This window comes from Methylorubrum podarium (genome assembly GCF_040270385.1).
Taxonomy (GTDB): Bacteria; Pseudomonadota; Alphaproteobacteria; order Rhizobiales; family Beijerinckiaceae; genus Methylobacterium; species Methylobacterium podarium.
Window position 1 is genome coordinate 1 of record NZ_JBELQE010000060.1, and the last position, 12,274, is coordinate 12,274.

Sequence of the window (12,274 nt, forward strand, 5' to 3'; positions counted from 1 at the left end):
CCCCGCCCTTGGAGCCGGAGGAGGACCGCTCCACCGTGGTGTTGGCGACCTCGAGCGGGCGCGTCGCCCAGATCAGGGTGCCGCCGATGCGGGCGCGGCCGTAGACGCGGGGGATCGGCCCGCCCTCGGTGGAGGTGAGGCCGCCGAGTTCGGTCAGCCGCGGCCCCTCGACGAAGCGCGGGCTCGTGCCGGCGCCGAACAGGGCGTCGTCGAGCGCCGCGCCCCCGGCCGCGCCGGCCACGCGCCCGATCATCCCGCCGATGGGGCCGCCGAGGGCGCTGCCGACCACCTCGCCGGCCGTCTGCAGGACGAGCGTCGTCATCGCGGGGCCTCCGGCGGGTGCGAGGGTCAGGGCGGATCGGGAAAGCGGAAGGCGTGGACCAGGTGGCGCCGCCACCACGGGGTCAGCGCGACCTCGGTCACCGCCGCGCCGTCATGGGCGTGGATCATCGCCGCCGATCCGGTGGCGATGGCACAGTGTTTTGCCGGCAAATGTGCGCGGAAGGCGAAGAGCAGGACGTCGCCCGCGCGGGGCCGGTAGGCGGCCGGCGGTTCGGCGACCGGCACGAGGTGGCGGCGCGCGGCGGCCAGCAACGGGTCGCTGCCGTCGCGCGCCGATTCGGCCCAGGAGGCGGCGTAGGGCGGCGCCTCCTCCGGCTCGGGGCCGAGCACCGCGCGCCAGACCCCGCGCAGCAGGCCGAGGCAGTCGCAGCCGACCCCCTTCAGCGAGGCTTGGTGCCGGTAAGGCGTCCCGGCCCAGGCGCGGGCCTCCGCCACGATCCGCTCCGGCAGCGGCGCCGCGTCGTCATCCCGCGAGTCCGTCATGGCGGCCTCACCGGAACAGGCTAGAGCCGTCGAGGCGGGCCCCGGCCTCGGGGCCGGCCCGCAGCACGAAGTCGTTGCCCGGCATGTGTGGAAAACCCTGGAAGTTGAGCGAGTTGGCGAATTTTTCGCGACAGGCGGCGAGGCTCTTGTCGCAGCCGGCGACGAGGGTGAAGCCGTCACCGGGCGCCGGCCGATGCGGCGGCACGTCCCACAGCTCGAGGATCGCGCTCTCGCCCTCGCGGCGGTGGTCGCGCAGGTCGGCGGCCTGTCCGGCATTGGCGCCCGCGTCCCAGGTGAGGCGCCCGCCGGAGAACCAGCCCGCCGCGAAGTCTTCGGTCAGCGCGACGACGAGCCGGCCGGATTCGGGCGCGGCCAGCACCGTGCCGGAGGTGCGGAAGCGCGGGCCGGCGAGATCCACGCGGCATCGGGCGTCGCCGAGTTCGGCGTCGCAGGCGGCGCGGAAGCTGCGCCCGACCGTGACGTCGAGACGGTGCATCAGCCCGCGCAACTCGGCGACGAAGGCGGCGCCCGCCCGGCGGATCTCGCCCAGGGTCGCCACGTCGAGGAGCAGGCGCGCCTCGGGCGCCGCCCAATCGACCAGCCAGGTCTCGACGCCGGCCCCGTCGTAGAGCCCCGCCGCCACGTCGGCCTCCGTGATCCCGGCGGAGGTGAGCGCGCCGGCCACCTCGCCGCCGCCGACGGCGAAGCCGAGTTCCGCGCTCGCCTCGGCCGCTTCCAGCCCGCTGCGTGCGGCGTAGGTCACGCCGGAGAGCGTCAGGTCGCGGTCGTGGTCGGTGAAGCCGAGGGCGAGGCCGTCGCGGCGGCGCAGGGCCCAGCAGCGGCAGAGCGTCGTCGCGCCGCCCTCCAGGCGCGCGGCGAGAGCGGGCGGGACGGCGCGCATCGGCTTCCCCTCAGGGCACGATCTCGATCAGCGGAATCCGCGGCACCTCGCCGGCGGTAAAGGCGGCGAGGTCGATGGTCAGTTCGTCGGTGTCGAAGCGGACCGGCACGTCGAACTCGAAGCCGGCGGTGACGGCGGCGCCCGGCGGCGGCACTGCGTCGGCGGCGAAGGTGACCTGCCCGGTCGTCGGATCGACGGAAGCCTTCTGGGCCAGCACCTCGACGCCGTTCACGGACACGCGCACGCTGCCGGCCACCGGCTTGGCGATGGCCCGGCGATAGGCGTCCGGCCCGCTCCCGTAGGTCTTGGCGAGGGCGAAGACGCGGGTCGCGCCGTCGCCGGTGCCGATCCGCTGATCGGTCGCCGCGACGGGCTGCGAGGGCGGCCCGGAGCGGTGATCGACCCGGTCGCGGTAGCGGAAGCCGTAGAGCCGTCCGCGCCGCTCCTCGAAGAAGCCCAGCACCGCGTGCAGGGCGTCGAGGGTGCGGATGCCGAGCCCGGCATCGTAGCGGCGGCGCGAATCGGCCCAGCGGCTGTTGCGGTGCTCTCTCCCCGAGGCCAGCGTGACGATCTCGGTCCGCCGCACCGGCCCGCCGCTGCCGCGCAAGGACACGTCGAGGGGGAAGCGCACCTCGTGGAAGTCGGATGCCATCGCGGTGCTCCTCACAACGCCCGCCGGCCGCGGGCGACCGCGCGGGCGAGGCGGGCGGCGACCTGGGCCTCGGAGCGGCGGAAGCCCTCGATGTCGGGGGTCGCGATGTTGACGGTGACCGCGACCGGCCGCTCGGCCCCGGCCGCGGCGACGCCGAGGCGGCCGTCGCTGCCGCGGCGGAGCGGCAGGATCGCCTCCGGCCCGGCCTCGCCCATCAGGCCGGTGCCCTGCGCGCCGGCGAGGGGGAAGTAGGTCGGCGCGGCGACGACCCCGCCGGCCGCGAAGGGCCGCACCCGCCCGCCGCCGACGAGGCCGCCGAAGCGGAACGGCACGATCCGCCCGTCCGCGACGAGGCCGCCCCTGGCTAGCGCCGTCGTCTCGCCGGGGTCCGTCGCCGCGCTCAGCAGGCTGTTGACGAGGCTCCTGACCCCCGCCTTCACGGGCGCGAGCGCCGCCTTGACCGCGACATTGGAGAGCTTGCTCGCCAGCGAGGCCAGCACGCCGTCGAGCTGGCGCCCGGCATTGAGGTTGCGGTCGAAGGCCGCGGACAGGCTCTGCCCGAAGCGCTGCGCCAGCTTGTCCAAGGTTTCGAGCTGCTTGGCGCGCTCGGCCGTGCTGCGGTCGCTGTCGGTCATCGCGGAAGCCCTGGATCGGGGTGGGCGGCGAGCAGCCGGTCGAGGTCGGCCCGGCTCGGCGCATCGGGCGCCGGCCGGATCAGGCCCGCCGCGGCGGCGAGTTCGCGGGGCGTGGCGGCCCAGAGGTCGCGCGGGCGCCAGCGCAGGGTCGCGAGACCGAGCGTCAGCACCGCGTCCCACGGGAAGGCGGAGACGGGCGTCTCCGGCGCGGCGCTTCCCGTGAGCCTCAAGGGTCCGCGGGCGGGGCCTCGCCGAAGGCGGCGACCAGCGCGTCGCCGAGCGCCGCGGTCACCGCCGCGAGGCCGCCGTCGAGCGGCAGGCGGGCGACCGCCTCGTCATCGAGGGCGTGGCCGCCGCCGCGGAGCGCCGCGCCGAGCAACGCGATCACGTCGCGGGCGGCGAGCCGCCCGTCGGCGAAGCGCTCGGCGAGGCCGGTGAGGTCGCCCGCGCCGAGGGCGTCCTCCAGTTCGGCGAGCGCGCCGAGGGTGAGGCAGAGCGTGTAGCGCTCGGCTCCCAGGGTCAGCGGCACCTCGCCGCGTCGGCGGTTGGCCATGGTCATGCCCCCGCGAAGCTGAGGGCGCCGGCGGAATCGAGGGCGATGTCGAAGGTCACCTCGCCCGCATGCTCGCCGCGATATTCGAGGCTCGTGATCTGGAACAGCCCCTCGATCGTGCCGAAATCCGGCACGACGATCTGGAACAGGCCGATCACGCCGTCGAAGAATATCTGGCGCAGGCGCGCGTCGGAGGACTCGTCGCGGAACACGCCCGAGCCCGCCACCGCGGCGCGGCGCACGCCCGCGCCGGCCAGCAGCTCGCGCCAGCGCCCGGCGGAATCGGCGTTGGTGACGTCCACCATCTCGGCGTTGAAGGCGAGCTGCCGGGCGCGAAGGCCCGCCACCGCGACGAAGCCGCCGGCCCCGTTGCTCACCCGGACCAGGAGGTCCCTGCCCTTCTGTGCGCTCATGCTCGCGGCTCCGGCGTTCGTGGACAACAGGTCAGGCGGCGACCTCGGTCACCGCCTCGAAGGACAGGGTGGTGCGCGCCTCGCCGGTGCGCTCGTCGCGCAAGGCAGCGAGGCTCTTGAGGCGCAGCAGGACGAGGACGTGGCCGCTGAGGGTGAGGTCGGCCTCGTCGAGGCGGGCGGCGATCTGCTCGGCCACCTCCAGGGCCGAGCGGGCCGAGCCCGGCTTGGCGAAGACCGTCAGCGCGAAGGCGTGGCGGTGGCGCCGGGCGCCGTCGACGGAATCGTCGCTCACCTCGCTCGGCCCGAACAGCGCGTAGACCGGGGCAGCGCCCCGCGGCGGCTCGTCGTAGAGCCGCAGGCGGCCACCCATCAGCGCGGCCAGCGGCACATCGCCGGAAAGGTGCGCGAGGAGGCCGGCGCGCAGGGCCAGGAGGGGGCTCGACTGGGTCACGGGGAAGCCTCCTCGATCACCTCCTCGACCTCGCAGACGAGATCGCGGCGGCGCCCGTCGGGGTCGCCGGCCGCGCGGATCGCGAAGCGGCGCGTCCCGTCGGCGAGCCGCATCGCCGGGGTGACGCCGGGGCGGTAGCGCAGGCCGACCCGGTAGAGACCGGGCCGGTCGTCGCGCCCGCCGCGGGGCGCGGCGGTGCTGCCGAGCGCCTCCAGCGAGCCCCACAGCACAGGCCCGGCGACGTAGCGGCGGAGCCGGCCGCCGAACCCGTCGGGCTCGTCCACCGGGAGTTCGAGCACGAGGCGCCGCCGCCGCGCGCCGAGCGGCCTGTGTGTCATGGTCGGTCTCCGGGGATCGGGATCAGAGCCGCATCCGGCGGCAGGCGGCGGCGAGCCCCGCCGCTTCGGGCGGAAGGGATCGGGGGGCGCCCTCGTGGCCGGCATCGCCGCGGTTCTCGAACCAGTCCGCAACCGTCAGGCGCAGGGCCTGGACCAGCGGCTCGGGGACCGGCGGCCCCTCGCCGCCGCAGCCGGCGCTCACCTCGACCAGCGCCGAGGCCGTGCCGAGCGGCGGCAGGTCCAGCCCGAACAGGAGGCAGGGCGCCTCCCACGGGTCGGGGCCGACCCGGATCGGCCCCGGCTCGATCTCGGTGACGGTGCCGCCCGCATCGACCCGCCCGGCGCGGAGGATTGCGACGAGCGGGCTCAAGGGGAGCGGCAGCAGACCGAGCCGGGGCCAGGCCGCCAGCACCACCCGGAAGCGGGCGGGCCGCAGCAGACGGCGCGCCGCCGCCTCGACCGCCGCCCGCGCCGCGGGGATCAGGCAAGTGATCAAGGCATCCTCGGCGGTCTCGTCGGAGGCGAGCCGGAGATAGCCGCGCATCTCGGCGAGGCTCAGCGGCTCGACGCCGGTCTCCTCGACGCGTATCGGGATCATGCCGTCTTCTCCTGAAAGCGTTTTCCGCCATCGATGCGCGCGCCGAACCCGTCCGCCGCTCCCGCGGCGCGCCACACCCTCCGAGCCGCGACCCTCGCGCTTCTGCTCATCGCCGCCCCGGCCCCCCCGGCCGGGGCCATCGTCGGCGGCCGCGAGGGTGCGGAGGTGCCGGGCGCGGCCTCGACGGTGATGGTGCTGACCTCCGGCGGCGGGGTCTGCTCGGGGGTCGTCGTCGCCCCCGACGCGGTGCTGACCGCCGGCCATTGCGTGGCGGGCGTGGGCGAGAACCGCGTGCATTACCGCGACGCCGCGGATCGCCCGGTCCTGGCCGAGGTCGCCGTCCGCAGCCTGCATCCGGCCTATGACGGCGACGCCATCCGCGGGCGCACCCGCTCCATCGACCTCGCCCTGCTGCGCACCCGCGAGCCCCTGCCCGGCCGCTTCGTGCCGGCGACCTTGAGCGCCGCGATGCCGCGGGCGGGCCAGAGCGTGACGCTGGCCGGCTACGGCGCAATCCGGGGCAACGATCGGCGCTCGATCGGCCGCTACCGCGGCGCGGCGCTGACCGTGATCGAACCCTACGGCCCGAGCCGCATCCTGGTCTGGATGCAGGCAGCGGGGGCCGGCGGTTGCCAGGGCGATTCCGGCGGGCCGATCTTCGAGGACGCCGCGGTGATGGCCCTGGCCGCCTGGGTCAAGGATGCCTGCGGCGGCCTGACCCAGGGCATCCTGCTCGGGCCGCAGCGGGGATGGATCGACCGGACGCTCGCCGGCTGGGGCCTTTCCGCGCGCTGGTGACGTCCTTAACCGATCGTGACCGTCCCGCCGCCGCGGAACCGGAGCTTGGCCACCGAATTGCCTTCGGATACGCTTCAACCGGTCCGGGATTCGGCCGCAGCACCCCGCGGCACGCGCCCAGGCCCTGGAGAACGGAAAAAATGGTTGCGAGCCCCCTTCGCGCGTGCCTGTTCGGTGCCCTGCTGGGGCTCGTCCCGCTCTCGGCCCAGGCCGTGGTCGAGGGCCGCGCCTCCCGCGATCCCGGGGGACTGCGCGCCTCGGTGGTGCGCATCGAGAGCACGCAGGGCGAGATCTGCTCGGGCACCCTGATCACGCAGGACATCGTCCTCACCGCGGCCCACTGCGTGATGCACAAGGCCGGCTACAACGTCGTCGTGGTCGATCCGAACTTCCGCCAGCGCCGCCTGCGCGCCGTCGCGGTCTCGATGCATCCCGACTTCGTTCCCGGCACGACGCCGGAGGAGCAGCCGGGCATCGACCTCGCCCTGATCAAGCTGGAACAGCCGGTCGGCCCCGGCTTCCGCCCGCTCGATCCCCGCGGCGGCGCGATCACCACCGGCGACAACGTGGACATCGCCGGCTTCGGCGTGCTCGCCGAGAACCGCCGCAACACCGCGCGGACGCTGCGCACGGCGCATCTCGTTTCGATCGGCTCGCTGCAGGTCGCCAACCGCGTCACCGTCGTCACCGACGCGCGGCGCATGGCCGAGACCGCGGGCGCGGGCGCGTGCCTGGGTGATTCCGGCGGCCCGATCCTGCGCGGCGGCCAGATGGTCGGCGTGGTGAGCTGGTCGAGCGGCGCCATGCGTCAGGACCGGCGCGCCCGCACCGCCTGCGGCGGCTTCACCGCCGTGACGCCCACCGGCGAGCACGCGAGCTGGATCTCCTCGCGCGCCGCCGAGATGGAGGCGATGAGCCCCGACATGGCGGCGGCGCAGGCCGGGCGCACCGAGTGGATGGCCCGGCCCGCCCGGCGTCGGGCGTACTGAGCCTGCTCAGGCGAACCGGAGCAGCTTGATCGCGGCGAAGTCCTGCACCCCGCCGCCGACGCGCTTGGTGGTGTAGAACAGCACGTAGGGCTTGGCGGAGTACGGATCGCGCAGGGTTCGCAGGCCGACGCGGTCCACGACAAGGTAGCCGCGCTTGAAATCGCCGAAGGCGATGGAGTGGCTCCCCGCCGAGAGGTCCGGCATCGCCTCGGCCTCGACGAGCGGGAAGCCCATCAGGGTCGCGGCCCGGTCGGCGGCGAGCGGCGGCTGCCAGAGATAGTTGCCGTCCGCGTCCTTGAACTTGCGGATCGCGCTCTGCACCCGCCGGTTCATGACGAAGCTGGCGCCCTGCCGATAGCCGGCGCGGAGCGCGTAGATCAGATCGAACAGCACGTCGCTCGGATTGCTCGCGGCGAAGGCCCCCGCCGCCCCCGTCGCGACGAAGCCGAGCTTGCCCGGCACCCAACTCGCGTTGGCGACCGTGTCGGAGCTGAGAAAGCCCTTCGGCCGGCCGACGCCGTTGCCGGTGACGAAGGCGACGCTCTCCTGCTCGGCAAACGCCGTTTCGACCTCCTCCGCGAGCCAGGCATCGATGTCGAGCACCGCGTCGTCGAGGAGCGTCTGCGTCGCCGCCGGCATGGCGTAGAGTTCCATCGCCGGGAAGCTCAGTTCGGACAGGCTCGGCGCATCGGTCTGCGGCCGGGGCGCGGTCTCGGCGACCCAGCCGGCGGCGGGGCCGTTGACCGAGACCGCCCGCTTGTACTGCCCGCCGGAAACCACGCGCACCGTGGCGATGGCGCGGATCGGCGAGATCTCGGCCAGGCGCCGCAGCACCTCGCGCTCGATCGTCGAGGGCACGAGGTAGCCGCCGTCCGGCCCCGACCCGGCGGAGAGCGCCTTCTCCTCCAGCCGCTTGAGGCCGGCACTCTCGCCGGCCCGGACGTAGAGGTCGAAGGCCGCCTTGTGCTCGGTCGCGGAGGCGTCGCGCGGACTGTCCGTCCCGCCGAGCGGCGGGCGGGCACGGTCGAGGCTGATCCGGTCGAGACGGTTCTTCGCCTGATCGAGCGCGGCGTCGATGCGGGCGAGCTTCTCCTCCGTTACCACGTCGGCGGTGAGCCGGGTCTCGATCTCGGCGAGGCGGACGTCGTTGGCCTCCTTGAACGCCTCGAAGGCGCGGGCGAACTCGTCGAGCACCGCCTCGGTGCCGAAGCCCGCCGCCTTGTTCTCGGGCAGGCCGGCGGGGGCCTTCGTCTCGAAATGCATCTCGGTCATGGCATCCTCATCGGTGCAGGAAGGGAAGGGTCAGGCGCGCGCCGCGAGCGGCGGGGTCGCGAGGCGCGGGCGCGGCGGAACGAAGGGACGCGGGGCCGCGGCGCGGATCACCCGCGCGTCGGGCTGGAGCGGGAAGGTCACCAGCGAGACCTCCCAGAGATCGACGGCGATCAGCCGCCGCCCGCCGCGCTCGGGCGAGGCGCGCATCACGCGAAAGCCGATGGAGAGCCCGTCGAGGGCGCCCTCGCGCATCAGCGCGTCGATCTCGCGGGCGCGCTGGACCGCGAGGTTGAGCCGGCCGGCGACGCGCAGGCCCCGGGCATCCTCCCTGAGGGAGAGCCAGGAGCCGATCGGCTCGGCCGGATCGTGCTGCCACAGCATCCGCACGCCGTGCGAACCCCGCCGGGCGAGGCTCGCGGCGAAGGCGCCCGGCGCGACGGTATCGCGGCCGAGATCGGGCACGTCGAACAGGCTGGCATAGCCGGTGAAATGGCCATCCATCGAAGGACCTCGGAAAGGAGAGATGAGCGGGCTCTGCCCGAATCCCGCCGGGGCCTCAGGCCCCGGACCCCGGAACTTTCGCCGGATACCCCACAGCCTCGCGTTTCTCCGCCACCGAGAGGAAATCGGCCCCCTGCACCCGGCGCCAGAGCGACTCGCGCTCGGCGGCCAGCGCCTCGACCGCGTCGAGATCCGGCTCGAGCCGCGCCGGGCCGAAGGCGGGCTCGAGCCAGCGCGCGAGGGAATCGGCGGTGCGGCGCACCAGCGGGATCACCGTCTGGCGGTAGAAGGCGCGGTTGGCCTCGGCGTAGTTCGCGTGGGTGTTGTCGCCGGGAAGCCCGAGCAGCAGCGGCGGGACGCCGAAGGCAAGGGCGATCTCGCGGGCAGCGGCGGCCTTTGCCTCGACGAAATCCATCTCCTTCGGCGAGAGCGAGAGCGGGCGCCAGTCGAGCCCGCCGTCGAGGAGGAGCGGGCGGCCGGCATTGGCGCTGCCCTGGTAGCTCGTTTCCAGCTCCGCCTTGAGGCGGCTGAACTGCGTGTCGCTGAGCGCGGCGCCGGTCGAGGGCGCGAAGACCAGGGCGCCGGAGGGGCGCGCGGCGTTGTCGAGCAGCGCCTTGTTCCAGGCGCCGGCCGCGTTGTGGATGTCGAGCGGGACGGCGGCCGCCTCCATCGGCGAAAGGCCGTAATGGTCGTCGAGCGGGTTGAACAGCGTCAGGTGCAGGATCGGCGGCACTGCCCCGGCCTGCTCGTAGCGGATGCGCCGGCCGCCGACGCTGTACTCGTAAGCCGCCGGCCAGCCGTCGGCGCCGGCCACGACCTGCATCCGGTCGGGGCGCAGGGAGAACAGTTCGTGCGGCGTCCCGTCGATCTCGACGGCTTCGAGATAGGCATTGCCCGAGACGAGGAGGTGCCCGTACACGCCGTCGAGGAAGCGCATTCCGCCCTCGCGCGGGTTCGGGCGGGCGAGCAGCGCCATCAGCGGATGCGCGTCGTCGGCGCTGGCCAGCGTCAGCGGCAGGGAGGCTGCCGCCTCGGCGACCAGCCGGACCGCGCGGTGGACGACGGCGTTGCGCTGGAAACCCTCGCGGGCGAGCGCCGCGTAGTCCCGCGCGGTCCAGACCGCGCGTCCCTCGCCGTAGAGGGCAAAGGCCACGCTCGCCTTCGTCGCCGGAACGAAGCCGGCGGCCCTCGCGAGCCGGGCGATGAATCCAGGCATGGCACATCCCCGCCCAACAGTGTTTCACGTGAAATTAACCGCGTTCGCCGTCACAGCCGGCGGATGCGCGGTTCCGCGTTCGGCGCGAACATCAGGTGCGTGAGCGCCCAGACGAGCGCGTCGAGACGGTCTGGCGAACCGCCGCACGGCAGGCCGCCGGGACCGAAGGCGCACATCTCGTCCTCCAGCGCCGGCAGCGGGCCGACATGGCGGACGCGCCCCTGCGCGTAGAGCAGCGAGACCGGCTCGGCCCGTAAAAGCTTGCCCCGCGTCGCCCGCACTGTGACCACCGGCACGCTCGGATCGACTTCGGTCAGCACCGCGACGACCATCTCGCCGCCCTGGTTGACCTCCGCCACCAGGGCGTCGGCGCTCAGGCGGTGGTAGAGCGCGAGCGCCGCACGGGCCCAGGCCGCGGGCGCCGCCCGCTCCAGGGTCGCGTCGGCGAGCACGTAGGCGGTGCCGTCGGCGGCGAGCCCCGCCGCGACGATCCCGCAGGCATCGGCCCCGGCCCGCGACGAGGCCGGCGGATCGACTGCCACGGCGATGCGCTGCAGCGGCGGCGCCTGCGCGACACGGGCGCGTTCGACGATGTCGCGGGTCCAGAGCGCGTCCGGCCGATCCTCGATCAATTCGCCGTCGAGTTCCTGGCGCCCGAGGCGGGTGCCGGCGTAGCGCCCGACCACGTCTTCAAGGAAGCTCGGCGCGAGGTTCTCGGCATTGTCGGCGGTGCGCGAGCGCGTCACCACCGTGCGCGGATCGGCGAGCAGCCGACGGATCAGCGGCACCGGCCGCGGCGTCGTGGTGACGAGGCCGCGCGGATGCGCCCCGAGCCGCAGGCCGAACTGGATCATGTCGTAGGCGGCCTCGGCCTCGCGCCACTTGGCGACCTCGTCGGACCACGCCGCGCCGAATTGCGGGCCGCGCAGGGAATCCGGTTCCTCGGCCGAGAAGGCGAGCGCCATCGCGCCGTTGCCGAACACGACTCGACGCCGCGACGGCTGCCAGACCGGCGGGGCGCCGCCGAGCCGCGGCAGCGCGAGAAGGCCGGACGGTCCCTCGACCATCACGTCGCGCACATCCGCAAAAGTCTCGCCGATCAGGGCGATCCGCTCGACGGGCGCCTGCGAAAACACCGGATCGCCGTGGGCGAGGCCGCGCACCCACTCGGCGCCGGTCCGGGTCTTTCCCGAACCGCGCCCGCCGATCACCGCCCAGGTCGTCCAGTCTCCCGGCGGCGGAAGCTGATCGTGCCGGGCGCGGTGGAGCCAATCGGCCTCAAGCAGGCGCAGATGATCCGGGGGAAGCCGAGCCAGGAACGCCGTCATCCGGCTCCGCCGCCGCGAATGCAGCATAGCGGCGCGCGATATCCGCGCGCATCGCCACGAGGTCGGCGACGGACAGGGTGGCTCGGCCGGCCGTGCCATCCGCTCCTCCCTTGCCGGCGGCCCGGCCGGCCGCCCTCACGTCGTCGAGCAAATTCTTCAGCCCGCCGAGATCGCGCAGCACCTTCGCGGAGTCGAACCCGGCGGGCGGCGGTTCGGCATCGAGGACCGCGTCGAACCGCGCGATCTGCCGCTCGATATGGCTGAGCAGCCGCGCCCGCAGCCGTCCGGCATCGGGCGTTCTCCTGCGGACCTTCTTGGGCGCTGGTTTCGAGGGCGCGCTCGCCTCGGGCTCACCGTGTGGCTCGGAGGGGTCCGGCATCGCGGGGTCTCCATCCACACTTCTCGAGCGTGCCCTTTACCTACACGGGGAGCGTCGCGCTGTCAACCTATAAATTCCTATTACGGAGAAATAGAGGAATTTGGTCTTTTCTCTTAGGTTCAGTCCTGGGCGATCGCTTCTCTCCCGCACGCCGGCTGGCTGTGAATTTTTCCATAGAAGAGGAACGCGAACGGAGCCTCGCCGGTAGATAAAGCAAGGAGTGCGCCCCGCCGCCTCCAGCAAACGGGAGACAGCACGATGCTCAAAGGTGGACTCCTCTGGCTGATCGGCATTCCGCTGCCGATTATTCTTCTGCTGTGGTTCTTCGGGGTGTTTTAATACGCTTCCCGGTTGATTCCTTCGGTTTCTCCTCGGTCATTGCGAGGCGAAGCCGTGGCCATCCAGGGCGCGACATCTCCGAAAAG

At 73.8% G+C, this 12,274-nt stretch carries 18 protein-coding genes; 2 read left to right on the forward strand and 16 right to left on the reverse strand.

The window, feature by feature from the left end:
- The 11 genes from ABS772_RS10290 to ABS772_RS10340 all read right to left on the reverse strand — a co-directional run.
- The coding region (locus tag ABS772_RS10290) for a hypothetical protein (protein ID WP_350394245.1) at positions 1-322 on the reverse strand (322 nt) is incomplete at its 3' end.
- A 26-nt stretch (positions 323-348) separates the two neighbouring features.
- On the reverse strand, positions 349-825 hold the full coding sequence (locus ABS772_RS10295; RefSeq protein WP_350394246.1) for an NlpC/P60 family protein: 477 nt from the start codon (positions 823-825) through the stop codon (positions 349-351).
- 7 nt (positions 826-832) lie between these two features.
- Positions 833-1,726: a DUF2163 domain-containing protein gene (locus ABS772_RS10300; RefSeq protein ID WP_350394248.1), complete on the reverse strand. Its 894-nt coding sequence runs from the start codon at positions 1,724-1,726 to the stop codon at positions 833-835.
- Positions 1,727-1,736: 10 nt separating this feature from the next.
- Positions 1,737-2,378, reverse strand: coding sequence for a DUF2460 domain-containing protein (locus ABS772_RS10305; RefSeq protein ID WP_350394249.1), 642 nt, complete (start codon positions 2,376-2,378; stop codon positions 1,737-1,739).
- Positions 2,379-2,389: 11 nt separating this feature from the next.
- Positions 2,390-3,013: a phage tail tape measure protein gene (locus ABS772_RS10310; protein ID WP_350394250.1), complete on the reverse strand. Its 624-nt coding sequence runs from the start codon at positions 3,011-3,013 to the stop codon at positions 2,390-2,392.
- The gene (locus ABS772_RS10315) at positions 3,010-3,243 is read right to left on the reverse strand and encodes a phage tail assembly chaperone (protein ID WP_350394252.1); all 234 of its coding nucleotides are present in this window, start codon (positions 3,241-3,243) and stop codon (positions 3,010-3,012) included. The genes ABS772_RS10310 and ABS772_RS10315 overlap by 4 nt, the downstream gene beginning before the upstream one ends.
- Positions 3,240-3,566, reverse strand: coding sequence for a gene transfer agent family protein (locus ABS772_RS10320; RefSeq protein WP_350394254.1), 327 nt, complete (start codon positions 3,564-3,566; stop codon positions 3,240-3,242). The genes ABS772_RS10315 and ABS772_RS10320 overlap by 4 nt, the downstream gene beginning before the upstream one ends.
- A gap of 2 nt (positions 3,567-3,568) precedes the next feature.
- Positions 3,569-3,979 carry a phage major tail protein, TP901-1 family gene (locus ABS772_RS10325; protein ID WP_350394256.1) on the reverse strand — a complete coding sequence of 137 codons (411 nt, stop codon included), beginning with the start codon at positions 3,977-3,979 and terminating at the stop codon, positions 3,569-3,571.
- Between the two features lie 31 nt (positions 3,980-4,010).
- The gene (locus ABS772_RS10330) at positions 4,011-4,430 is read right to left on the reverse strand and encodes a DUF3168 domain-containing protein (RefSeq protein WP_350394258.1); all 420 of its coding nucleotides are present in this window, start codon (positions 4,428-4,430) and stop codon (positions 4,011-4,013) included.
- Positions 4,427-4,768, reverse strand: coding sequence for a head-tail adaptor protein (locus ABS772_RS10335; RefSeq protein ID WP_238256610.1), 342 nt, complete (start codon positions 4,766-4,768; stop codon positions 4,427-4,429). Before ABS772_RS10335 ends, ABS772_RS10330 begins: the two co-directional genes overlap by 4 nt.
- A gap of 22 nt (positions 4,769-4,790) precedes the next feature.
- The gene (locus tag ABS772_RS10340) at positions 4,791-5,366 is read right to left on the reverse strand and encodes a head-tail connector protein (RefSeq protein ID WP_350394259.1); all 576 of its coding nucleotides are present in this window, start codon (positions 5,364-5,366) and stop codon (positions 4,791-4,793) included.
- Between the two features lie 33 nt (positions 5,367-5,399).
- Here ABS772_RS10340 and ABS772_RS10345 point away from each other — a divergent pair, with 33 nt between their 5' ends.
- Both ABS772_RS10345 and ABS772_RS10350 read left to right on the forward strand, forming a co-directional pair.
- On the forward strand, positions 5,400-6,164 hold the full coding sequence (locus tag ABS772_RS10345; protein ID WP_350394261.1) for a trypsin-like serine protease: 765 nt from the start codon (positions 5,400-5,402) through the stop codon (positions 6,162-6,164).
- A 140-nt stretch (positions 6,165-6,304) separates the two neighbouring features.
- The gene (locus tag ABS772_RS10350; RefSeq protein WP_350394263.1) at positions 6,305-7,153 is read left to right on the forward strand and encodes a S1 family peptidase; all 849 of its coding nucleotides are present in this window, start codon (positions 6,305-6,307) and stop codon (positions 7,151-7,153) included.
- 6 nt (positions 7,154-7,159) lie between these two features.
- Here the strand turns inward: ABS772_RS10350 and ABS772_RS10355 are convergent, their stop codons facing one another.
- Genes ABS772_RS10355 through ABS772_RS10375 form a run of 5 tightly spaced genes read right to left on the reverse strand, consistent with a single transcriptional unit; the run spans position 7,160 to position 11,849 of the window.
- On the reverse strand, positions 7,160-8,425 hold the full coding sequence (locus ABS772_RS10355; RefSeq protein ID WP_350394265.1) for a phage major capsid protein: 1,266 nt from the start codon (positions 8,423-8,425) through the stop codon (positions 7,160-7,162).
- Positions 8,426-8,455: 30 nt separating this feature from the next.
- A complete protein-coding gene (locus ABS772_RS10360; RefSeq protein ID WP_350394266.1) occupies positions 8,456-8,926 on the reverse strand; it encodes an HK97 family phage prohead protease in 471 nt (156 codons plus the stop codon).
- Between the two features lie 55 nt (positions 8,927-8,981).
- A complete protein-coding gene (locus ABS772_RS10365) occupies positions 8,982-10,142 on the reverse strand; it encodes a phage portal protein (RefSeq protein WP_350394268.1) in 1,161 nt (386 codons plus the stop codon).
- Between the two features lie 50 nt (positions 10,143-10,192).
- Entirely contained in the window at positions 10,193-11,470 is a 1,278-nt protein-coding gene (locus ABS772_RS10370) for a DNA-packaging protein (protein WP_350394270.1), read from the reverse strand.
- Entirely contained in the window at positions 11,421-11,849 is a 429-nt protein-coding gene (locus tag ABS772_RS10375) for a hypothetical protein (protein ID WP_350394272.1), read from the reverse strand. The genes ABS772_RS10370 and ABS772_RS10375 overlap by 50 nt, the downstream gene beginning before the upstream one ends.
- Positions 11,850-12,274: the final 425 nt, after the last annotated feature.